This window comes from Hyphomicrobiales bacterium (assembly GCA_002869065.1).
In the GTDB taxonomy this organism is placed as follows: Bacteria; Pseudomonadota; Alphaproteobacteria; order Rhizobiales; family Rhodobiaceae; genus Rhodobium.
The window spans coordinates 522,181-543,656 of record PKTR01000002.1; the positions used below are offsets into that span (position 1 = coordinate 522,181).

A 21,476-nucleotide genomic window follows, 5' to 3' on the forward strand; every position below is an offset into this window, starting at 1 on the left:
GGTCTTTTTTCGCCGGCGAGGTCGGAGCCTCGCCGGCGTTATTATGGACGCGTTGTAGCGCGCTATCGGCTTATTCGAAGTCCGGATTGATCCAGCCCGGAGGCCCGACCTTTTCTGCCGGCGGCTTCTGGCGCGAGACAAAGTCCATCACAGCGACCATGTCGGCATCGGAGAAGCCGGCGATCTGCTTGACCATGTCCGGGTTGGCGTTACGGCGCTTGCCGTCGCGGATCCACTCGAACTGGCGAACCAGATACTTGTAGTGCTGGCCCTGAATGCGCGGGTAGAACTCTTCGGCCTTGCCTTCGCCGTTCTCACCGTGGCAGCGCACGCAGTTTTCCTTGTAGAGCTTCTCGCCGAGCGCCAGATCGGTGCCCGGGCCGTAACCCGGTTCCGGGTTCATCGGCAGGTTCGAGATGTACTCGGCAACGTCGGCGAGGGCCTGCGCACCGCCGATTTCCTGCGGCAGGGCGAAGGGATACATCGTCGGGTTGTCGCGGTTGAGCGCGCGAATGTCGGCGAGCTGCTTGATGATCACCTTGCGGTGCTGACCGGCGAGCTGCGGGAAGGTGCCGTCGACCGTGCCCCAGCCTTCCGTCATATGACAGGCGGTGCAGACTTCGAACACTTCCATGCCGTTTTCGTGGTTCGGCTCGAGGTGCAGGGCTTCGTCCTGCTCGCCGCCGCCCTCATTCCAGGCGGTCGGGCCTGCGGCGATTGCCTGGGCACCGACGAACAGAGCCGCCGACGCGAACAACGCCAGTCCGTATTTCATGGATTTCATGACATCCATCTCCTTCTTCGAATTCCTCTGATCACTCTTTATTCGATCAGTTTGCCGTCCGATCGATCTGGGAGAGATAGTCTGCAAGCGTTCCGATGGTCGCATCGTCCATCTTCTTGACGAAGGAAAGCATCAGCTTCGACTTGCCGTTCTTGCGGTGCCCATCGCGAATGTCGGTCATCTGCGCGACGATATACGAGCGCTTCTGGCCGGCGATGATGGGATATCCCTTCAGCGGTTTCAGACCTTCCTTGCCGTGGCAGGTCTGGCACTTGCCCTTCTTGTAGGCCTTCTCACCGGCAGCGATCTGCTCTTCGGTGATCGGCGGATCAAGCGGCTTGGGCGCGGCCACCGGCTGATCGACGAGCCAATCAACGATTTCCTTGATCTCGTCGGCGGTAACGCGGAGCGTTCCCTCGGCGGTCACCAGCGCGCCACGCATGCCTTCGGCCCGCGGGTTACCTGTTGCGTCCGGACTGCCGGTCCGTTTGCCAGAGAGGATATCCTCAATCTGGTCTATCATATACTTCTTATCTTGCCCGGCGATATTCGGATAATCCTGGATGGCCTTGGAGCCCCCTTTGCCGTGACAGGCCATGCAGGTCCGGCGCAGATAGAGTTTCTTGCCCGGATGCTTCTTGGCGCCCTGGGCGTGGGCCGGGCTCGAGATCGCTACGGGAGCGGCGGCGAAGCCGGCTCCGAGCACCGCGACAAGCGCCGAAGCGGCGATAACGCGGGCGATTGACCGTTTTCCGGTCCTGAACATCTGCTCAATCTCCGTTTGATTAAGGGAGGGGGCGATCGCTCGCCCCCTCTGTGTGCGTAATGGCAGTCGTTCGAGCGATTACTCGACGACCTTGGCGCCGTTCTGGTCCAGGTAGGTCTTGGCACGCAGGCCGATGTCGGCCGCCTTGACCTGATACTGGAACCACTGCTGGGCCCACAGGGTCGCGTTCTGCCAGTCTTCCTTACCCGCAAAGTCTTCCGACTTCTTCTTCGCGTCAGCAGCGAAGTTCAGCTGGTCGGTGGCGTCCTCGACGAGGGCGACGACCGGCGCGAAGTCCTTGAAGTTGCGCTGGGTGATGTAAGTCACGACGCTGTCGATCACAGCCTGGGTGTCGGTGTTGGCCTTCACCTGCTTGTTGTAATCGTCCTGCGTGTAGACGGTGCCTTCCTGAAGCGCAGCTTCCTCGGCCTTCATGCCCTTCGGGCGAACGAGGAGGTAACCCTGCATTTCAAGGTGCAGCGCCGAGCAGAATTCCGTGCAGTAGTACGGATAGACGCCGGCCTGGTCGACGACGAAGGTTGCCGAAACGGTCTTGCCCGGTTCAACCGACAGGTTGACGTTGAAGCCGTTGATGGCAAAGCCGTGGGTTTCGTCTTCGGCGCGTTCGACGTTGGTCAGGTGCAACGAAACCGTCGTGCCTTCTTCAACTTCGATGATTTCCGGCGTGATGTGCGACCGGATCAGGGTGCCGTAGACATGCGTCACGCCATCGACCACTTCGACACGCTCGCGGCCCGGACGGGTGCGGAATTCGGACGGTTTGTCCGTGCGGCTATCCCAACCGGTCTTGTAGCGGATCTTCGGCGACAGCTTGTCGGCGGAGATCGCGACCGCGTAGTGCGGCTCGCCAAGCGGCAGCGGCATATCGTAGATGAGCTGCATCTTGGAGTTCGAGATGTCGATCAGCTGATGGTTCTGCGGATGCAGCGGACCAACCGGGTTGAACCGGTCGATGGCCAGCTTGTTCAGCGAAACCAGGTACTTACCCTTCGGAGAGACGGTATCGCCTTCCATCGACATAAGGTGGCCGATGTTGTAGTGGATCGAAATCTTGTCGAGGACCTTGCCCTCGCAATAGTTCCACTTGGTCACCTGGCTGTCGACGTAGATCGACGTGTACACGATGCACGGCGTCGAGTCGTACTGGTTATGCAGCGGGCCGAGACCAACCTGCACCTGCGTATGCAGCGACTTCTTCATGTCGAGGATCGGAATGCCGTACGGGTCCTTGTCGGCGAAGTCCTTGGCCTCGATGAGGCCCATGATCTTCTCGAACGAATAGACCGACGCATGGGTGTCGAGCTTGCCGGCGACGATGATGAATTTGCCGTCCGGGGAAACGTCGACGCCGTGCGGGCTCTTCGGTTCCGGAATCAGGAACAGAATGCCTTCGGCAACCGCGGTGTCGATGGTCAGCACGTCATGGCCGTTGATCTTGGTGGCCTTGCCGGCTTCGACCAGTTCGGCCGCTTTCTTCCAGTTGATGACGTGCAGGAAGTCGGTGTCTTTCTGCGAGCAGCCGGCTTCAAACGGCGGACGACCCTTCTCGATGCCACCGATGTAACGTTCGGTGCAGAACGAGTTGGTGAACGACCAGCCATCGGAGTCGAGCTTACCGGCGTCCGACAGGTCCTGGCTGTACGGCGGCAGTTCGACGGAGAACGACTTCTCCGGCAGAATGCGGCCGGCTTCACGATCGAACTTCCAGTAGGTGACGGCGCCGCGATACTTGTCGTTGAATTCCGACAGCGGCACGTAGCCGTGCTCGAACGGCGCGGCGTACTGGGTCGCCTCGATCACATATTCGGTGTTCGGGGTCGCGAAGGCGCCACCGTGTTCCGACTGCATGATCGGGTTGACGACGATCTGCTTGGTCTCGAAGTCCTTCAGATCGATAACGGCAATGCGCGGGTTGGCCTTGTCGTTGATGAACAGCCATTCGCCGTCATATTCGCCGTTGGTTTCCGAAAGCGCAGGATGGTGAGTGTCACCATAGTTGATCTGCTTGCCGTCGATCATGCCCTGAGCAAGCACCGCCTTCGACTCATCGTCGAAACCGTAGCCCTGCCACGGCTCCGGCGTGAAGACGCCGATATACTTGAGGATGCGCATCGACGGGATGCCGTAGACGAGAATCTGACCGCTCTGGCCACCCGATGAGAACACCAGGAATTCATCGCGACCACCGGTCGGGACGTAGGTCTTCGCCGCGGCGAGGACGTCCTTTTCCGTCAGGCCACGACGCTTCATTACGTCGTCCAGCGATTCAGCGGAAAATGACGCCGCAGTCCACGCCAGACCGATGCCGAACGCAGTCGACACCGTCAGTAGGCTTTTCAGCATAGTTTTCATTGTGTGCCCCGTTCTTCATACAACTCTTCCCGGTGCCACGGGAAAAGCCGGAGGAACACCCGCGAATGCGGGTTCGCGCACGATTTGCACGCGGAGTGGACCGTAGAGAGAAGCCAAATGGGCGGCCTTGCCCTAGAGCAAATGAGCGCTGCAAAAAAAGTGTTAGAAATACCGCAAATAAGCAGTAATACGGTGGCATTCCTGCCATCTGCGCACCACCCCTTGAACTATATCCAACAAAGCACTTCATCGTGAGCAATGGTGGTGGCGAGGTTATTTTCCGTTACTTTTGAAACCAATAAAGAAATACATGGTTTCCCGGCCATGTGTGATCTTATGCTGTACCATGCCGGCACTGGCGTGCGCATGGACAGGTACGGAAATGGACTCGGACGTCCTGCCATAGTGGCAGCCGATACAGTCCAAGCCAGCCAGCGGGGAAGTGCTTCAACGGCTAGCCGACTGGAATCTCTCCAAAAAAAGACATTCCGAAAGCGGTTAATACGTAGTCTTTCTTATCCGCTTTTTTGGGGGATTCTTTTCCTATTTCCCCTTCCCGGCGGCGACCAAGCAACTTGCCCGGGAGCGCCGACGGAAACGTCGACAAAAACGTTCTTTGTGTTCCGCTCGATTGTCGAGTCGGTTAATTCCGGCTTTACATCGGCATGCATTCAGCCTGAGGAGACCTCATGACTCATCCGCTTTCGCGCCTTTTTCTCTCTGCTGCCCTGGCCGGCACCATGCTTTTCGGGCTGGCAGGCGGGATCGCCGCAGCAAGTCAGGCGACCGTCGGCCCGCTCACGGTCAGTGGTCCGTTCGCCCGGGCGACGCCCGGAGCGGCACGCGCCGGCATCGCCTATCTGACGATTCGCAACGCCGGAGGCGAACCTGACCGGCTGGTGTCGGCTGCAGCCGATGTTTCCGACCGGGTCGAACTGCACACCCACATTGAAGACAACGGCATTCTGCGGATGAGGCAGGTCGAGGCGATCGATGTGCCGGCGAACGGCATGACCGCGCTCAAGCCGGGCGGTTTGCATGTCATGTTCATCGGCCTCAAGGCGCCGCTGAAAAAAGGCCAGCACTTCCCGCTCAGCCTGACCTTCGAAAAGGCCGGCACGGTGACGATTGAAATGCCGGTCGGCAGCATCGGCGCGATGCGCCCGGAGGACGATTCGGCCGCATCCAGCGAGCCGGCGATGGACCACAGCGCGATGGACCACAGCAAAATGGATCATGGCGAAATGGCGCCGAAGAAGACGGCCGAATAGCCACCGGCTCAACAAAACGCCCCGCTCGACAAAACACCCCGCGCCGTCGCCGTCGCGGGGTGTTTTCGTTTCAACGATGTCGTTGGTTCAAGCGGGCGCGCAGAGCAGCACGGACATGGCGATAGTGATTGCGAGGGCGGCCTGGGAGAGCGCTGTTCTGGCGAGCGTGCGGTTCAGTTCGCGCGAGACCGGGGTTGCCGCCATGTCGCGGATGAGCACGATGGTAATCGCGGCGAGCGGCACGAAAGCGGCCATGGCGGGAATCGTATTCGGCTGCACGAAAGCAAGGGCGAACAGCACGGTCGCCACCATCAGCACGGCATAGAGCGTACGCGCTGTAGCGACGCCTGCGACGATGGCCAAGGTCCGCCGGCCGGCGCGCGAATCGCTGACGCGATCACGGTGGTTGTTGACCAGCAGCACAGCGGCGGCGGGCAAACCGACGATGGCGCCGAGCGCGACCGTCGATGCCGTCAGCATCCCTGTCTGCAGATAATAGGTGCCGCCGACGGCGACGATGCCGAAAAACAGAAGCACGAACAGCTCACCATAGGGCGAGGCGGAAATCGGCCGCGGGCCGGACGAGTAGGCAAGGCCGCAAAGAATGGAGACTGCCCCGACTATAGCGATCGGCAGACCGCCCGCGGCGAGCAGGACGATGCCGGCGGCAATCGCCACGGCAAAGGCGCCAAGCGCGACCATCCGCACCGTTGCGGCCGGCAGGATGCCAAGCGCGGTAACGCGGGGTGGGCCGAGGCGATCGGCAGTGTCGTGGCCGCGTTCGCCATCGCAGGCGTCGTTCCAAAGATTGGTGCCGATCTGGATCGCCAGCGCGCCGAGCAGCGCAAAGGCGAGTTCGAACGGCCGCAGCGCACCGGCCTCGAACCAGGCCCAGAAGGCGCCGGCGGCGACCGGCGAGACCGAAAGCGTCAGCGTCTTGGGACGGAAGGCCATGACCCAGGCGGTCAGCGCCGACACCGGTTCCGGCGTGGCGCGGCGGGCCGCTTCATTACCGACGGAGGCCACCGCAATCGGCACGGCGATCGAATACGGCTCGGGTACGCGCTGATCCATTCCTTATCCGTCAGGTTTGGCGGCCACGTGAATGGCCGCGATGCCGAAGAAGAGGCGGTCCGCCGTCACCTTGCCGAAGCCAGTCGCAAGCAAGGTCTGCGACACGGTTTCAGCATCGGGGAAACCGGCAATCGATTCCACTAGATAGCGGTACGCGCCGCGATGACCAGCAACCAGCGCGCCGAGTGCGGGAATGACAATCCGCGAGTAGAGCCGATAGGCCGGCGCGAACCACCAGACCGGCTGGGAGAATTCCAGGATGAAGAGCTGACCGCCGGGACGCAGAACGCGCAGGCACTCATCGATGACGCACTGCGGATCGGTCATGTTGCGCAGCCCGAAGGACAGCGTGACGACGCCGAAGCTCTCATCGCCGAACGGCAGGGTCTCGCCCTCTGCCGCAACGGCGTCATAGGCAGCGGCATCGCGCTTGACCGCAACGCCGAGCATGCCCGTGCTTGGATCGCAGATGACGATTGCTGCATCGGGACGGTGCTTCAGCACTCCGAGCGCGATATCGCCGGTGCCGCCGGCGAGATCGAGGACCGACGCGTTGCCGACCGCTGCTGCCGCCGCTTTCGTGAAGCGCGCCTTCCACAGCCGGTGGGTTCCCCCCGACATGAGGTCGTTCATCAGGTCGTAGCGGGGCGCGATTGCGTTGAACAGAGAACGGATGCGCTGCCGCCGCTCCTGCGGCTCGACCCGTTCCCGCCCGAAGCGGCCCGAAAGATCGTCCATGCCGTGCCCATTGTTGCCGCCCGGCCGATTACTCAAAAACCGGACGTAACCCGTTAAACCCAAATGGTGTCTGGCGACAAGCCCCTGCGCCGAAGTGCCCTTCCCTACCCGCCGGGTGCGCATTTGCGCTTGCCCGGCGGCAATCCGCGGGCAATTTGCCGCCTGTGAGAGACCACTTATTCGACTCAAAAAGACAAAAGGCCGCGCGGTCGCCCGCACGGCCTTTCATTTCCCATCCGTCCTGAAAGACGGTTACGCGATCGGCATCGCTCAGCCGGCAAGCACCGTGTCGGCCGGCACATAGTCGTAGCCAAGGTCGCGGGCGACCGGCTCGCAGGTCACCTTCCCGAAGGCCACGTTGAGGCCGTTCTTCAGATGTGCATCGGCGGTCAGGGCCGCCTTCCAGCCCTTGTCGGCGATTTCGAGCGCATGCGGCAAGGTCGCGTTGTTGAGCGCGTAGGTCGAGGTGCGGGCGACGGCGCCCGGCATGTTGGCGACGCAATAATGCACGATGTCGTCGACCACATAGGTCGGATCGGCGTGGGTGGTCGCCTTGGAGGTCTCGAAGCAGCCGCCCTGGTAGATGGCAACGTCGACGAGCACGGCGCCCGGCTTCATGGCCTTGAGCATATCGCGCTTGACGAGCTTCGGCGCCGCGGCACCGGGGATCAACACCGCGCCGATGACGAGATCGGCGTTCAGCACCTGCTCCTCAAGGATCGCCTTCGCGGAATAGAGCACCGTTGCGCTCGCTTCGAAATGGGTCGCGAGGCGTTCCAGGGTGGCGACGTTGCGGTCGAGGATGGTGACGTCCGCATGCATGCCGACGGCCATCTGCGCGGCGTTGAAACCGACGACGCCGCCGCCGATGACGACAACCTTGCCCGGCTGCACGCCCGGCACACCGCCAAGCAGCACGCCGCGACCGCCATGAGCCTTTTCAAGCGCGGTGGCGCCGGCCTGGATCGACATGCGCCCGGCGACCTGGCTCATCGGCTTCAACAGCGGCAGGCCGCCGTGATGGTCGGTGACGGTCTCGTAGGCGATGCAGACCGCGCCCGAAGCGACCAGATCGCGGGTCTGATCCGGATCCGGCGCGAGGTGCAGATAGGTGTAGAGGATCTGGCCTTCGCACAGCATGGCGCGCTCGACGGCCTGCGGCTCCTTCACCTTCACGATCATGTCGGCGCGGGCGAAGACTTCCGCCGCAGCACCGACGATCTCGGCGCCGGCGGCCACGTAGGCAGCGTCGTCGGCACCGATGCCGGAGCCCGCCATGGTCTCGACGATGACCGCGTGGCCGTGCGCGACGACTTCGGCGACGCTCTCAGGCGTCAGCCCGACGCGGTACTCGTGGTTCTTGATTTCCTTCGGAACACCCAGAAGCATGGCTCTTCTCTCCCTTGAAAGCCGTGCGGATATAACTGAGCAAATCGTACAAGCGACTTGTTGGCAGGTTGTCTCTTTTTTGGTGGCCTTTCGATGATTTTTTCGTCATTCATTCGATAAACCCGCCCCTTTATCGGATAAATTTGCAAAATGGACCGAACAGACAAAAAGATTCTCCAGGCGCTGCAACGCGATTGCCGGCAGTCCGTGGCCGACCTGGCGGAGCGGGTCGGGCTGTCGCCCTCGGCCTGCCATCGGCGTGTCAAACAGCTCGAGGAACAGGGGCTGATCGCCGGCTATGGCGCCCATCTCGATCGCCGCAAACTCGGCTACACGATGGAATTCTTCGTCGAGATCAGCCTCGCCTCGCAAAGCGAAGACGCGTTGCGCGCTTTCGAGGACGCGGTGCGGCGGGTGCCGGAAATCCTCGAATGCCATCTGATGAGTGGCGTCGCCGACTATTTCCTGCGCATCGCGGCAACCGGTCCCGATGCCTATGAACGCATTCACCGCGAACGGCTCGGGCGCCTGCCCGGTGTCGCCAAGATCCAGTCGAGCCTGGTGCTGCGCACGATCCAGCCCTGGGCCGGCTATCCGGTGCCGTCGGACTGAGTGCCTTACACGAACAACAGGCCGAGACCGCCGGCGATCAACGCGACACGCTGGATGATCGCGCGGTGGGTGATCGCCCCGTAGGACACGGCGGCGAGCGCAATGCCGATCTTGGCAAAGGCAACGAGCGCCATCGGCAGGTTCGAGGCGAGCGCGATGATGTCCGGATTGGCGATCATGCCGAGCGGGATGAGATAAAGCCCGACGCCGAGCGCCATCGCCACAACCGCGACCTTCAGCCAGTTTTCCTCGACCATGCCGGCGGCAATGAAGACCGCGCCGCAAACCGGCGGGGTGATCGTCGACAACAGCGCGAACCAGAAGACGAACAGGTGGGCGATCAGCGGCTCGAGACCGAGCTGCTGCAGCGCCGGCCCGGCAACGGAGACGCAGATGACATAGGCCGCCGTGGTCGGCACCTCCATGCCGAGCACCATGCAGGCAAGCGCCGTCAGAAGCAGCGCCGGCCAGAGCTGATCGCCGGCGGCCGACAGGATCAGCGAGGTGATCTTGACGCCAAGCCCGGTCTGGCCGAGCACGCCGATGACGAGGCTGGCGCACAGGATGATCGAGGCGATCATCGAGATCTGCCGGCCCGAGGTGAGGAAGATCTTTTCGAAGCGAGCGAAGGCGCGGGCGAGGGAAAAATTCAGCCGCGCGTCGAAAAAGAGCAATGGCACCACGGTCAGGATCGCCATGCAGGCGGCGTATTGCGGTGTGAAGCCACCGATGAACATGCGCTCGATGAGGACGAGGAATGGCACGGCAAAGAACAGCGAGGTGACGATAACGTCGCGGGTCGCCGGGTGCTGGTCCTTCGACATGCCCTGCAGATCGTAGCGGCCGGCATAGGCGTTGATGCCCACCCAGACGGTGAGAAAATAGAGCAGCGCCGGCAGGAAGGCGGCGGCCATGATGCCGGTGTAGGGCGTACCGGTCAGCTCGACCATGACGAAGGCGCCCGCGCCCATCAGCGGCGGCATGATCTGGCCACCGGACGACGCGACAGCTTCGACCGCGCCGGCAAGCGAGCGGGGATAGCCGAGCTTCGTCATCGTCGGCAGGGTGATGGCGCCGGTCGAGGCGACATTGGCCGAAGCCGATCCGGAGATCGAACCGAACAGGGCCGACGAGATGACCGAGACCTTGGCCGCGCCGCCCTTCAGTCGGCCGGCGGCGGCGGTCGCGACATTCATGAAGCCATCGCCCGCCTCGCCCGCGTTCAGGGCAGCGCCGAAGATGACGAAGATCGAGACGATGGACACCGAGACGCCGGTGAGGCTGCCCCACAAGCCGCCTTCGGCAATCGTCATGGTGCCGAGGAAACTGTCGAGCGGCAGGCCGCCATGGCCGAATTCGCCCGGCAGATATTCGCCGAACAGGCCGTAGGTGACGGCGATCGTGGCGACCAGCGGCAGCGGCCAGCCGATCGCGCGTCGCGCCATTTCCAGCGTGATGATTATGAGCGCGCCGGCAACCGCGCGCTGCATCGGCCCTTCCAGCGAACCATATTGATCCGACAAGGCGGATTCATTGAATACAATGTATAGACAGGCCGCTACGCCGACGCTGGCGAACACCGCGCCGGTGATCCGGGCGGTGTTCGTTTTCGCAGCGAAGACGAACACCCAGGGCAGCGCCAGCGCCATGTGCAGCGGGCGGCTGACGAGGTTCGAGATCAGCCCGGAGAAGATCAGCCAGAGGTGGAAACTGACCGAAACGAGACCGAGCCCGCCCCAGAAGAGGCGGGCCCGCAGGCTTGTCGGCGCGGCGTCGTTGAGCACGCTTCCCTCCCGGGAACGGGGTGAAGGCGCGGGTTATTTCAGCTCGGCGGGAACGTCGACGCCGGCCTCCACGTAATATTTGAGGGCGCCCGGATGCAGCTTGCCGCGCACGGTCGACAAGAGCGCCGGCGACACGCCGTTCCACCAGGCAGCCGAGGCGCCGAGTGCTTCCTTCTGACCCCAGTAGGTCTTGGTCAGCAGGTAGGCGGTGTCGTCGTCCATCTCGGTGGTGGTGTAGGCAACCACCGGCAGCGAGGTGGTGCTGACATCCATGTCGACGCCGGCATAGGTGCCGGCCGGGATGACGAGCTTGGTGCGCTTGGTCTTGGCGATTTCGTCGTCGCTCAGCGACAAGACGGTGATGCCGGTGCCGGCGGCCGCCTCGATAACGTTCGGCGCCGGATAGGAGCCAGCGGTGACGAAGCCGTCGATCTGGCGGTTCTTGAGCGCGGAGACGGCGGCGTTGAGCTCGACATCGGCGAGCGTAACCTTGTCGTTGAGGCCGAACAGCTCGAGGTACTTGGCGCCTTCCTTGGCACCGAACGAGCCCTTGCCGAGCAGGATGGTCTTGCCTTCCATGTCGGCCAGCGTCTTGGCGCCGCTGTCGGCACGCATGACGAAGTGCATGGTCAGCGAGGGGATCGGGAACAAGGCGCGGATCTCGCCGTATTTCGGATCCGGCGACTTCTCGAACATCGCATTGCCGCCCTGCGCCAGACTGACCAGCACCGGCGGTGTGGTGAAGACGTAGTTGCCGGTGCGCTTGACCGCTTCCTTGACGTTCTGGACCGAGCCCTGGCTTTCCTCGACGGTGACGATGACGGCACCGTCGGTGCCCTTCTTCATCGCCTCGGCGATCTGGACGCCCATCTGATAATAGGAGGACGAGGTCTTGGCCGACTTGTAGGTGATGCGGGTCTCCGCGCTCGCCGCGGACGAAAGGGCCACCAGACCGGCGGCGCACAACAGCGCAAGGCGTTTCATCTCACTCATTCTCCCTGTGGTTTCCCGCGGGCTCCCTGTGGTTTCCTGCAGGCGTAATTGAAATCCCAAGTGGAATTCCTTTTTCATTCCCTCGTTCTAGCAACTGCGCGGGCCGCGGCCAAGCGAGCTTGCGGCATTGCGCGCGCAAAATCGCAGAATCCCGCAAATCGGGCGCAAGCGATGCGAAAAATAATCGCAAAACGCCTTCCGATGGCGTTTTTTTGCATGTAGGCGGTTGACTGCACGGCTCAACGGAGTTTGCTCGCAAGGGACCACATCCGCCGGCGGACGAGGCGTCCGGACGGCATCATACCAGGTCCATCAATCGTCACGGGAGGACGTCCAACCATGAAGAGGCTCACTCTTTTCAAGACCGCCATCGTCGGCGGCCTTATGGCGGCTACTGTCGCGCTCGGCGGCACGGCGGCATCGGCTGCCGACGCCATCAAGGTCGGCGCACTGCGCTTCACCTCGCATGCGGCCAGCTTCGTCGCCTTCGAGCGCGGTTATTTCACCGAGCAGGGCCTTGAGGTCGAGTTCAAGTTCTTCCAGGCAGCACAGCCGATGGCCGTCGCGATCGCCTCTGGCGACGTCGATTTCGGCATTACCGCGATCTCCGGCGGCCTCATCAGCCTGGCTGAAAAGGGCGCGGTAAAGGTGATCGGCGGCGCGCTGCAGGAAGAGCCGGGCATCGACGGCCAGATGATCCTCGCCTCCAAGGCCGCCTATGATGCCGGCATGACCTCGCCGGCCAAGCTTGCCGGCCACAGCTTCGGCATCACCCAGGCCGGTTCGTCGTTCCATTACATCGTGGCCAAGATCGCCGCCAAGGAAGGCATCCCGATGTCGGAGATCAGCCTGAAGCCGCTGCAGAAGGTCGGCGCGGTGATCGGCGCGCTGAAGTCGGGCCAGATCGATGCCTGGGCGATCGTGCCGCATATTGCCAAGGCGCTCGCCAAGGGTGACGCCGTCGTCTCGATCGGCATGGTCGCGGACTACATCCCGGACTATCAGGTGACGACCGTGTTCACATCGAGCGACAACGCCGCCAACAAGAAGGATCTGGTGAAGCGCTTCCTCGTTGCCTTCTCGAAGGGCGCCGACGACTTCAACGCGGCGCTGGTCGACAAGACCGCCGGCGACGAAGCGGCGGAAGACATGGTCAAGCTGATCCATAAATACGTCTACGCCGACCGGCCTTACGAAAAGGCCGCGCCGTCGATCCGCAACGGCGCCATGCGCATCAATCAGGGCGCGAAGCTGAACCTGACCAACGTCACCGACCAGCTCGAATGGTTCAAGTCCGAGGGTCTGGTGCCGTCGAGCGTGACCATCGACACGCTGGTCGATCCGAGCTTCGTCGAAACCTTCTGATCGACGCCCGCACCGCTCAATGGCCGGCGGGCGTTCTGTCCGCCGGTCGCTTTGGGAATCCCGCATATGGATCTCGCGCTTCGCGCCGTCAGTCACGCCTATAGCGGTCTGACCGTCCTGTCCGATATCGATCTCGCGATCTCGGCGGGCGAAATCGTCTGCATCATTGGCCCGTCGGGCTGCGGCAAGTCGACCTTGTTGCGCTTCATCGGCGGGCTGGAGCGGCCGGATCAGGGCGAGGTCCTGCAGATCGGCGAGCCGCCCGAGGGCTCGCTCAACCCGCTTACCTACATCTTCCAGGATTTCGCTCTGCTGCCGTGGCGCACGGTCGAGGGCAATATCAGCCTGGTGCTGGAAGACCATCCGCTTTCCAAGGCCGAGCGCTCGGCGATCATCGACGACGTGCTCGCGCGCACCAAGTTGAGCGATTTCCGCACTGCCCTGCCACGCCAGCTGTCCGGCGGCATGAAGCAGCGCGTGGCGATCGCGCGCGCGCTCAGCGTCAAGCCGGCGGTGATGCTGATGGACGAGCCGCTTTCGGCCCTCGACAGCCAGACGCGCGAACTGCTGATGGACGATCTCGTCGATCTGTGGCTGCGTGAATCCTTCACCGCCTTCTACGTCACCCACAATCTCGCCGAAGCGGTTCGGCTCGGCCATAGAATCGTCGTGCTGTCGCGCCGGCCGGGCAAGATCCGCGAAGTGGTCGAGATCGACATTCCGCTCGAGGAACGGGCCAACCGGCTCGTCGAACTGGAAGAGCGCCAGAAGCATCTGTGGACCATCATGCGCGACGAAGCGCGCGCCGCCGACCGGGAGCTCGCTCATGTCTGAGACCGGAATGTTGGCGAAAGCGTCCCAGGACGATGCCAACGGCGAAGCCGCCACAAGGTCCGTGCCGTTCCGCGGCGGCGGCTTCGCGCCGCGACCGCGCATGATCATCGCGCCCTTCGTCTTCGCCGCGCTTTTCACGCTGTGGGAACTCGGCTCGCGCACCGGCGTCATCAGCGCGCTGGTTCTTCCCGCGCCATCGGAAGCCTTCACCGCCTTCTGGAACCTGGTCGAGACCGGCCTCCTTTGGAAACACCTCGGCGCCTCGCTGCAGCGGCTCGTCATCGGCTGGACAGCCGGCACCGCGCTCGGCGTTGTCGTCGGGCTTGCCGTCGGGCTCTTTTCGATGGCGCGCGCGACCCTTCAGCCGCTCGTGTCGGCGATCTTTCCGATCCCGAAAATCGCGCTTCTGCCGCTGTTCATCATCTGGTTCGGCATCGACGAGGGTTCAAAGGTCGCCACGATCCTGTTCGGCACCTTCTTTCCGACCGTCATCGCCACTTTCGGCGGCGTCGACAATGTCGACCGCACGCTGATCCGCATGGGCCAGTCCTTCGGGCTTTCCTGGACCTCGATCGTCAGGAAAATCGTCATTCCCGGCGCCCTGCCGGCGATCCTGTCGGGCTTTCGCATCTCGGCCTCGATCGCCATCATCCTGCTGGTGGCGGCGGAAATGATCGGCGCGGAATACGGCGTCGGCGCCTACATCCTTTTGGCGGGCAGCCTGATGGCGACCGACCAGCTGATCGCCGGCGTCGCCATTCTCTCGGTGATGGGGCTGACCATGGCCTGGCTGATCGGACGAGCGGAAAAGTATTTCCTCAACTGGCGGACGTAATATCGGGATCCAATTTTCCGCCTGCGATGTATTTTCATGCTCTACCGGTAACGTCTTTGTGTATTCCGCAATCAATTTACATTGCCGGGTCAGCCGCCTACCGTTCCCACTTTGATATTCAGGAGCGGAGCCATGGTCGTACGCTACGGAACGAGCGGCAACAATATCGTTACCGGTGGCAGTCTCGACGATGAGCTGCACGGACTGGCCGGCCACGACACCATCGCGGGCTATGGCGGCGACGACCTCATCGACGGCGGACCGGGACAGGATATCGCCGACTACCGGCAGTCGACGCAGCGGATCATTGCCAACCTGGCGAACAAAACTGTTCAGGATGGTGCCGGCGGCACCGATTTCCTGTCCTCGATCGAGGGCATCTTCGCGGGCCCCGGAGATGACAGGATCACTGGCGACGGCAACAACAACAGGTTTCACACCTTCAGCGGCAATGACTCGATCGCGGGAGGCGCGGGCAACGACACGATTTTCGCCGGCGCGGATAACGACACCCTCATAGGCAACGGCGGCAACGACAACCTCTCGGGCGAAGCCGGCGACGACACGCTGCGCGGCGGCAATGGATACGACACGCTGGATGGCGGATATAACGACGACAAGCTGATCGGCGGCAGCCATGCCGACAAGCTTAGCGGGGCGCAGGGTAACGATATTCTCCGTGGAGGCATCGGGGCGGACAAGCTGATCGGCGGCCCGAACACCACTGGCTGGTGGACGGACAGCGATCGGCTCGAAGGCCAGGGCGGCGACGATCAGCTTTACGGCTTCTACGGACGCGACACGCTGACGGGCGGAACCGGCAACGATATCCTTTACGGTAATTTCGGTGACGATCTCCTTCACGGCAACCGCGGCAACGATATCCTCGACGGCGGATACGGCCGCGACACGTTGCACGGAGATCAAGGCGCCGACACGCTGCGCAGCGGCGTAGGGCAGGACAAGCTGATCGGCGGTGACGCGGCAGACCTGCTGCTCGCCGGGGCCAGCAATGACACCCTCGTCGGCGGCCAGGGCAACGACAGCCTTTACGGCGCCAGCGGTATCGATACCGCAGTGTATTCCGGCAACCGCAGCCAGTACACCTTCAACACCAACAAGAACGGCTTCATCGTCGTTCGCGATACGCAAGGGTCCGGCGTCGACCATCTCCACGGCATCGAGAAGGTGATGATCGGCGGTACGGTGTTCGACATCGCCGACCTTCTTTGAGCGCAAGGCCCGTGGACAGCTGACCGCCGCCCCGCGCGGGTCTGGCAAAAGGGTCGCGCTTGCGTGCGCGAGAGAGTAGAAAACTCCCACCTGCACGCACCGCAAAGGGACCTTCGATGTCCAGCCCCACAGCATTCGGCAAACTCGACACCCTGCCCCGCCACCGGCTTGGCCATGCGCCGACGCCGATCGATACGCTCGCCAATCTGAGCAAACGTTTCGGCGCGCGCACCCTCCTGATGAAACGCGACGACTGCACTGGTCTCGGCTTCGGCGGCAACAAGGTGCGCCAGCTCGAATTCTATCTCGGCGAGGCGGGAGCGCGCGGCGCCGACACGGTGCTGATCACCGGCGCGGTGCAGAGCAACTTCGTGCGCGTCGCCGCCGCCGCGGCCCGGGTCTGCGGTATGGAATGTCATATCCAGCTCGAGGAACGGGTGCCGATGTCGGGCGAGGCCTACCGCAATTCGGGCAATGTGCTGCTCGACGTGGTGCTCGGGGCAACGCTCTATTCCTACCCGGATGGCGAGGACGAGGCCGGCGCCGACCGCCGGCTCGGCACCATCGCCGCTGAACTCAACGCGCAGGGCCGCACGCCTTACATCATCCCGCTCGCGCCCGGCCACGCACCGCTCGGTGCGCTCGGCTATGTGGTGATGGCAGCAGAACTGCTCGATCAGATCGCCGCGAGCGGACAGCCGATCGATGAAATCGTCGTTGCGACCGGCAGCGGCCACACCCATGGCGGATTGCTGTTCGGGCTTCGCGCGCTTGGCTCGCGCATCCCGGTCACCGGCGTGTGCGTACGCCGTGCCGCCGATCTGCAGCGGCCGCGCATTGCCGCGCGCTGTCAGGAAATCGCTGACCTGCTGGGCGTCGCAAATCCTGTAAGCGACGACGACATCCAGATCATTGATGACTTCCTCGCACCCGGCTACGGCCGGCTGAACGCTCCGGTCGTCGAAGCGATCCGCACCGCGGCCGAAACGGAAGGCCTGTTCCTCGATCCGGTCTATACCGGGCGCACCATGGCGGGGTTCCTGAAGCGCGCCGGCGAGATCGAGGACGGCAAGACGATCATGATGGTGCACACGGGCGGCACGCCGGCGCTGTTTGCCTACGGGCCGGAACTGACCGCCGCGCTCGGCCGCAAGCAGGGCGACTGAGAGGTCCGGCTGGCGCAGATTTTTCTCCCTGCGCGCAACGCCGATCCTTGAGGCTTCAGCCCCATCGAGGCCAACCATGATCGACGTGAGCATGCCCGCGTTCGAACTGCACCTTCACGACCCGATCGCGCCGCGCGAAGAGGGTGGCGACCGCCAATCAAAAATAGAACTCTTTGAAACTATTAGGTATCTCGGAATCATTCAAAAGAACTTCATGCGTCGGCTAAATAGTTTTGCGCCTGAGAATTTGATTTTAGTCAATCACAAGCCCGGGCAGATATGTGTATCAATCTGGTAGATTCCGACCCGTTCGAGCGGGCCGGGTTTGCCGCAGTCGGGAACGCCTAAAACTGCGGCACCACGCATCGCAAAGAGCTTCCAGCTTGCTGCGATGCCGACGGCTGGTGCTCCGGGATATCCCGGCCGGCGCCATGAGTAACGCCGCGTGGCGATGTTACCCTGCGTGCAAGGGGCGACGATGAGGTATTTTCGTACAGAGCAGAGGGAGTGGCCGGTTTTTCTGGCCCTGTTCGCTTTGTACGTTCAAGCCCTGCTCCCGCTCGGCATGGCCATTCCCACGGGCACAAATGACGACGGCTTCCCAAGCCGGATGATCATTTGTACGTCCTACGGTTTCGAACTGGTCGACGTGACGACCGGCGAGACTGTGGTTGAGGGGCAGACGGACGATCGATCCTGTCCCGTCTGCGATGATTTGGCGATTGGCGCATCATCGCTGATCAATTTCGACGTTCCGTCCATCGAAACCGTACAGCTGCGTGTCGTCGCAACGCTGACGCCTGCGAAAACCTTCCAGGTTGCCCTGCAGTCGTTCGCCCGCAATCGCAATCCCCGCGCGCCCCCCATTTCCGCGTAATTCACCGCCCGCCCTGTGACTGACTGACCGTCAGCGTAAGGCTTCGCGCCGTATCGGCCGATGCCAGTGGGCAGCTGTTGGCTAATTCCAGAAACGCTCAAAACGAAACACCGTTGTAATTCAGTGCTGTATGGCGCTGTCGCGAGAGGCGTTTGTCTGGAGACACATCAAACAAGAAGAACACGGGTCGTGCATCGACTCCGAAGATAAGTGGATCAGGGAAATGATGTTTGTGCACAGTGGACGTCTCAAGAGACACCTGCTCGCGACGGTCGCGGGCGTTGGCATCGGCGTGATGCCGGGCGCCACACTCGTCGCCCAGGCGCAAGAGATATTGCAGGATAGCTGGCTCGACACGATCGTCGTCACCGGCTCCCGGCTCGCCGAGCGGATCAAGGAAACGCCGAATGCAATCGTGGTCATCGATCGCGAGGAAACCGAGCATGTGAACTTCGTGGACTCGCGCGAGGAACTGCTGCGCCGGATTCCCGGCAACAGCATGATCCGCAACCTGCGCATCCCGATGGGCGACAAGAACTACACCGCGAACCTCGTCGACGGGCTCTCCGTGCGCGGCATCGGACGCGGCACCAACACGTTCGTGGATGAATCGAACCCGTTCTATATCGAGCGGGTCGAAGTGACGCGAGGACCGGCATCGGCGGTCTATGGCAGCAACGCGATCGGCGGCGTGATCAACGTGATCACCCGTAAGCCGCCGGAGACCCCGACGGTACGCACCTGGGCGGATGCTGGCTCCTGGGGCCGCCGGCGTTTCGGTATCGATGCCGGCGCCACTTTCGGCGCGTTCGGCGTCCTGTTCGACGCGAACAAGGAGGACATGGACGGATGGCAGGACCGCAGCGCGCTCGAGCGCTGGCGGACCAGCGGCAAGGTGTTTTACGAGTATGGCGAGGGATCGAGCATTTCGGTGCGCGGTGAATACCTCGATCTCGACAATCAGGATCCGGGTACCCTGACCCAGGATCAGTATGACGCGAACTGGCAACAGGCGGGCGTGCCTGATGCATTCACCCACCAGAAACTGGGCACGTTCTCGACCATCATCGAGCATCAGTTCGGCGAAAACACCACGATGCGCCTCGCCTACGGCGTTCGCCATTCGGAAACCGAAGGGACGCCGTCCTACAACGCCACCGGCGAATATGGTCGCGAGACGGGGATCGCGCACAATTTCGTGCCGCAGATCACGCAGAAGTTCGACCTGTTCGATACCCAGGTGGTGTTCGGCGTCGACTTCACTTTCGATGATCTGACCGACCGGACCCTGCTCGACAGGTCCGCGAGTTCGCCGGTCGAGACGAAACTCGACGTTACCGGCACCCAGAAATCGCCCTTTGCCCAGGTGCAGTTCTGGCCGACGGAATGGATGAAGATCTCGCTTGGTGGACGCTACGACTTCGTCGAAACGGAAGTCCACGGCTTCGACCAGCTGACGACCGTGCCGGTGCTGGTTTCCGGGTCCCGGTCGTTCGAGAACTTCAGCAAGAACGCAGGCATCACATTCAACCTCACCGAGGAGCACAGCCTGTGGCTTGGCTACAGCGAAGGTTTCGTGGTGCCGAGCACGACGGCGCTGTTCACCGGCGGTCGGTACGATCCTGACCCGACCCTCGATCCGGAGCAGGCAAGAAACTACGCGATCGGCGTCAGGGGCAGCCTGTTCGACAACAAGGTCGGCTACGACATCTCGCTGTACCACACCGAGATCGACGACCTGATCATCGCCAATTCCGACACTGACACCTACGAAAACGCCGGCAAGGCGACGTTCCGCGGGGTCGAAGCCGCGGTCTCCTATCAGGCGCTGGATTGGCTCGGATTCGTCGGCGCCTACACCTTGGCGAAAAACACGCTCGACGAGTACTACACCGGCACGGGTATGGACTACAGCGGCAACACGCTGCAGGCCTCGCCGCTGCACCACGTCAACGCGCGGGTCGTCCTGACCCCGACGCAGGTGCCCGGCTTCAAGACCGAGCTCGAATGGGACCGCGTCAGCGCCTACGAGACCGCGAACAGCAACGACGACCCGATGGGAAGCTACAAGCGCCCCGATCTCTTCCACCTGCGCGCGTCCTATCAGAAAGACAACTTCCGCATCTGGGGATCCGTCCTCAACCTGACCGACGTCAAGTACCCGGAGCGTGTGACCTACAGCGCCGGCTCCCGCTACTCGCCGGGCGGACGCAGCTACACGTCGGGTGAACCGCGCACCTTCGTCGTCGGCGGAGAATGGACCTTCTAGGGCCGCGCCGACAACGTAACTCAAACCGTAGAGAGACCGACATGCTGAGGGTTTCTTTGAAAGGTCTGGCCGTCGCGATCGCCGGCCTGACATCGATGGGCGGAGGTCTGGTCAACCAGGCCTTCGCCACGACAAACCTCATTTGGGTCGAACCTGTTTCGCGTGACAGCAACCGGACGTGGGGGCAGAAGCCCTCCCGTCCGGACGGCTCGGGAAAGCGCTCGCCAGCGCAGACGAAGGACAGCGGGAAGCCGCGCGGCGCGGGCTCTTCCAGTCGCGAACGCCAGGTGGCGCAGCTGGCCGCACATGCCGGGGGGCCGCAGCAGTTGGTTGCGCACGACGGACAGCCTCAGCGGCTGGCCGCGCGAGGCGAGCAATCGCAATCGCCGGCACAGACGCGCGGCAAAAAGGAGAAGAAGCCGCGCTCCTACGGGGGCGAGCGGAACACGCTGCAGGCGCTGGTCAAGGCCGGGAACTTCCCACTGACGAAAAGCGGCCCGACGGATCCCGATCTGCAGTTCACCGAGTTCTGGCTCGAGTTGCCCGACAATCAGATCGTCGCGATTGATCTGAAGAAAACAAGAGGACGCTATCAACTCGAAATACCAGCCGAAACGGGCGGCAACTACCGCCTGATCGGATACAACAGAAACCGCGTCGAAGCCGGCAGCCTGCTGCACCGGTATTCCTTCTACAATTTCATGCGCCATGGCGATGCGCCCGACACGATGCCACGCGATATGTCCTATCGCCGAGGGTTCGACGACGGGCGGCCGACGCTGGAGATCGTTCGCCTCTACGACCGCGAGCGCGAACGCTATCGCTCCCAGAGCGGGCAAGAGGCGCGCATACGGGTGTTGTACAAGGGCGAACCCGTCGCCAACGCGCCGGTTACCCTGAAAACCTCCGACAACTGGCAGAAGCGGGTCATTACCGATGACAATGGCGAAGCCCACTTCACGCTCATCAAGGACGTCTTTCAGGACGGCGTATTCGATAAGCGCAAGTCGACCATCTACCTGTTCGAGACCGAATACGTGGAGGATATCGCCGGCCATCTGGGCGGCATCGGATACGACCGCGAAGCCCATATCGCGACGCTGTCGTTCCAGG

19 protein-coding genes are annotated in these 21,476 nt (G+C 62.6%); 9 read left to right on the forward strand and 10 right to left on the reverse strand.

Features of this window, described 5'->3' with window-relative positions; genetic code table 11:
* Positions 1–70 precede the first annotated feature (70 nt).
* From C0606_06165 to C0606_06175, 3 genes are all read right to left on the reverse strand, one after another.
* Positions 71–784 carry a cytochrome C gene (locus C0606_06165; protein PLX38708.1) on the reverse strand — a complete coding sequence of 238 codons (714 nt, stop codon included), beginning with the start codon at positions 782–784 and terminating at the stop codon, positions 71–73.
* 46 nt (positions 785–830) lie between these two features.
* A complete protein-coding gene (locus C0606_06170) occupies positions 831–1,550 on the reverse strand; it encodes a hypothetical protein (GenBank protein ID PLX37846.1) in 720 nt (239 codons plus the stop codon).
* 78 nt (positions 1,551–1,628) lie between these two features.
* Positions 1,629–3,923, reverse strand: a complete 2,295-nt coding sequence (locus tag C0606_06175) for a cytochrome C (GenBank protein ID PLX37847.1) — start codon at positions 3,921–3,923, stop codon at positions 1,629–1,631.
* A 689-nt stretch (positions 3,924–4,612) separates the two neighbouring features.
* Between C0606_06175 and C0606_06180 the strand changes: the two genes are divergently transcribed.
* The gene (locus tag C0606_06180; protein PLX37848.1) at positions 4,613–5,194 is read left to right on the forward strand and encodes a hypothetical protein; all 582 of its coding nucleotides are present in this window, start codon (positions 4,613–4,615) and stop codon (positions 5,192–5,194) included.
* A gap of 87 nt (positions 5,195–5,281) precedes the next feature.
* Here the strand turns inward: C0606_06180 and menA are convergent, their stop codons facing one another.
* The 3 genes from menA to ald all read right to left on the reverse strand — a co-directional run bounded on the left by menA (position 5,282) and on the right by ald (position 8,395).
* Complete coding sequence (menA, locus tag C0606_06185; GenBank protein PLX37849.1) at positions 5,282–6,268, reverse strand: 1,4-dihydroxy-2-naphthoate octaprenyltransferase; 987 nt, start codon at positions 6,266–6,268, stop codon at positions 5,282–5,284.
* Positions 6,269–6,271: 3 nt separating this feature from the next.
* Entirely contained in the window at positions 6,272–7,006 is a 735-nt protein-coding gene (ubiE, locus tag C0606_06190) for a bifunctional demethylmenaquinone methyltransferase/2-methoxy-6-polyprenyl-1,4-benzoquinol methylase (protein PLX37850.1), read from the reverse strand.
* A gap of 270 nt (positions 7,007–7,276) precedes the next feature.
* Positions 7,277–8,395, reverse strand: a complete 1,119-nt coding sequence (ald, locus tag C0606_06195; protein PLX37851.1) for an alanine dehydrogenase — start codon at positions 8,393–8,395, stop codon at positions 7,277–7,279.
* Between the two features lie 150 nt (positions 8,396–8,545).
* Between ald and C0606_06200 the strand changes: the two genes are divergently transcribed.
* Positions 8,546–9,007, forward strand: coding sequence for an AsnC family transcriptional regulator (locus tag C0606_06200; GenBank protein PLX37852.1), 462 nt, complete (start codon positions 8,546–8,548; stop codon positions 9,005–9,007).
* Positions 9,008–9,012: 5 nt separating this feature from the next.
* Here the strand turns inward: C0606_06200 and C0606_06205 are convergent, their stop codons facing one another.
* Positions 9,013–10,791, reverse strand: a complete 1,779-nt coding sequence (locus C0606_06205) for a TRAP transporter permease DctM/Q (GenBank protein PLX37853.1) — start codon at positions 10,789–10,791, stop codon at positions 9,013–9,015.
* Positions 10,792–10,824: 33 nt separating this feature from the next.
* A complete protein-coding gene (locus C0606_06210; GenBank protein PLX37854.1) occupies positions 10,825–11,775 on the reverse strand; it encodes a TRAP transporter substrate-binding protein in 951 nt (316 codons plus the stop codon).
* 348 nt (positions 11,776–12,123) lie between these two features.
* Between C0606_06210 and C0606_06215 the strand changes: the two genes are divergently transcribed.
* The 3 genes from C0606_06215 to C0606_06225 all read left to right on the forward strand — a co-directional run bounded on the left by C0606_06215 (position 12,124) and on the right by C0606_06225 (position 14,818).
* Positions 12,124–13,149 carry an ABC transporter substrate-binding protein gene (locus tag C0606_06215; protein ID PLX37855.1) on the forward strand — a complete coding sequence of 342 codons (1,026 nt, stop codon included), beginning with the start codon at positions 12,124–12,126 and terminating at the stop codon, positions 13,147–13,149.
* A gap of 66 nt (positions 13,150–13,215) precedes the next feature.
* Positions 13,216–13,983, forward strand: a complete 768-nt coding sequence (locus C0606_06220; GenBank protein ID PLX37856.1) for a nitrate ABC transporter ATP-binding protein — start codon at positions 13,216–13,218, stop codon at positions 13,981–13,983.
* Positions 13,976–14,818 (forward strand): ABC transporter permease, encoded by an 843-nt coding sequence (locus tag C0606_06225; protein ID PLX37857.1) that lies wholly within the window; start codon positions 13,976–13,978, stop codon positions 14,816–14,818. Before C0606_06220 ends, C0606_06225 begins: the two co-directional genes overlap by 8 nt.
* A gap of 434 nt (positions 14,819–15,252) precedes the next feature.
* Here C0606_06225 and C0606_06230 read toward each other — a convergent pair whose 3' ends face one another.
* Positions 15,253–15,465 (reverse strand): hypothetical protein, encoded by a 213-nt coding sequence (locus tag C0606_06230; protein PLX38709.1) that lies wholly within the window; start codon positions 15,463–15,465, stop codon positions 15,253–15,255.
* A 702-nt stretch (positions 15,466–16,167) separates the two neighbouring features.
* On the opposite strand from C0606_06230, the gene C0606_06235 reads away from it, so the two are divergent.
* From C0606_06235 to C0606_06250, 4 genes are all read left to right on the forward strand, one after another.
* On the forward strand, positions 16,168–17,217 hold the full coding sequence (locus tag C0606_06235; protein ID PLX37858.1) for a cysteine desulfhydrase: 1,050 nt from the start codon (positions 16,168–16,170) through the stop codon (positions 17,215–17,217).
* 76 nt (positions 17,218–17,293) lie between these two features.
* A complete protein-coding gene (locus C0606_06240; GenBank protein PLX37859.1) occupies positions 17,294–17,515 on the forward strand; it encodes a hypothetical protein in 222 nt (73 codons plus the stop codon).
* A 312-nt stretch (positions 17,516–17,827) separates the two neighbouring features.
* Positions 17,828–18,094: a hypothetical protein gene (locus C0606_06245; protein PLX37860.1), complete on the forward strand. Its 267-nt coding sequence runs from the start codon at positions 17,828–17,830 to the stop codon at positions 18,092–18,094.
* 130 nt (positions 18,095–18,224) lie between these two features.
* The gene (locus C0606_06250) at positions 18,225–20,363 is read left to right on the forward strand and encodes a hypothetical protein (protein PLX37861.1); all 2,139 of its coding nucleotides are present in this window, start codon (positions 18,225–18,227) and stop codon (positions 20,361–20,363) included.
* Positions 20,364–20,383: 20 nt separating this feature from the next.
* Here C0606_06250 and C0606_06255 read toward each other — a convergent pair whose 3' ends face one another.
* Complete coding sequence (locus C0606_06255) at positions 20,384–21,454, reverse strand: hypothetical protein (GenBank protein ID PLX37862.1); 1,071 nt, start codon at positions 21,452–21,454, stop codon at positions 20,384–20,386.
* Positions 21,455–21,476: the final 22 nt, after the last annotated feature.

What these genes read in the sequence shown, in the direction of transcription:
- C0606_06210 (PLX37854.1), bottom strand. Translation starts at nt 11,775, where the DNA reads ATGAAACGCCTTGCGCTGTTGTGCGCCGCCGGTCTGGTGGCCCTTTCG.
- C0606_06200 (PLX37852.1), top strand. Translation starts at nt 8,546, where the DNA reads ATGGACCGAACAGACAAAAAGATTCTCCAGGCGCTGCAACGCGATTGC.
- C0606_06165 (PLX38708.1), bottom strand. Translation starts at nt 784, where the DNA reads ATGAAATCCATGAAATACGGACTGGCGTTGTTCGCGTCGGCGGCTCTG.
- C0606_06245 (PLX37860.1), top strand. Translation starts at nt 17,828, where the DNA reads ATGATCATTTGTACGTCCTACGGTTTCGAACTGGTCGACGTGACGACC.
- C0606_06250 (PLX37861.1), top strand. Translation starts at nt 18,225, where the DNA reads ATGGCGCTGTCGCGAGAGGCGTTTGTCTGGAGACACATCAAACAAGAA.
- ubiE (PLX37850.1), bottom strand. Translation starts at nt 7,006, where the DNA reads ATGGACGATCTTTCGGGCCGCTTCGGGCGGGAACGGGTCGAGCCGCAG.
- C0606_06235 (PLX37858.1), top strand. Translation starts at nt 16,168, where the DNA reads ATGTCCAGCCCCACAGCATTCGGCAAACTCGACACCCTGCCCCGCCAC.
- C0606_06240 (PLX37859.1), top strand. Translation starts at nt 17,294, where the DNA reads ATGATCGACGTGAGCATGCCCGCGTTCGAACTGCACCTTCACGACCCG.
- menA (PLX37849.1), bottom strand. Translation starts at nt 6,268, where the DNA reads ATGGATCAGCGCGTACCCGAGCCGTATTCGATCGCCGTGCCGATTGCG.
- C0606_06180 (PLX37848.1), top strand. Translation starts at nt 4,613, where the DNA reads ATGACTCATCCGCTTTCGCGCCTTTTTCTCTCTGCTGCCCTGGCCGGC.
- C0606_06175 (PLX37847.1), bottom strand. Translation starts at nt 3,923, where the DNA reads ATGAAAACTATGCTGAAAAGCCTACTGACGGTGTCGACTGCGTTCGGC.
- C0606_06225 (PLX37857.1), top strand. Translation starts at nt 13,976, where the DNA reads ATGTCTGAGACCGGAATGTTGGCGAAAGCGTCCCAGGACGATGCCAAC.
- ald (PLX37851.1), bottom strand. Translation starts at nt 8,395, where the DNA reads ATGCTTCTGGGTGTTCCGAAGGAAATCAAGAACCACGAGTACCGCGTC.
- C0606_06255 (PLX37862.1), bottom strand. Translation starts at nt 21,454, where the DNA reads ATGGGCTTCGCGGTCGTATCCGATGCCGCCCAGATGGCCGGCGATATC.
- C0606_06215 (PLX37855.1), top strand. Translation starts at nt 12,124, where the DNA reads ATGAAGAGGCTCACTCTTTTCAAGACCGCCATCGTCGGCGGCCTTATG.
- C0606_06220 (PLX37856.1), top strand. Translation starts at nt 13,216, where the DNA reads ATGGATCTCGCGCTTCGCGCCGTCAGTCACGCCTATAGCGGTCTGACC.
- C0606_06170 (PLX37846.1), bottom strand. Translation starts at nt 1,550, where the DNA reads ATGTTCAGGACCGGAAAACGGTCAATCGCCCGCGTTATCGCCGCTTCG.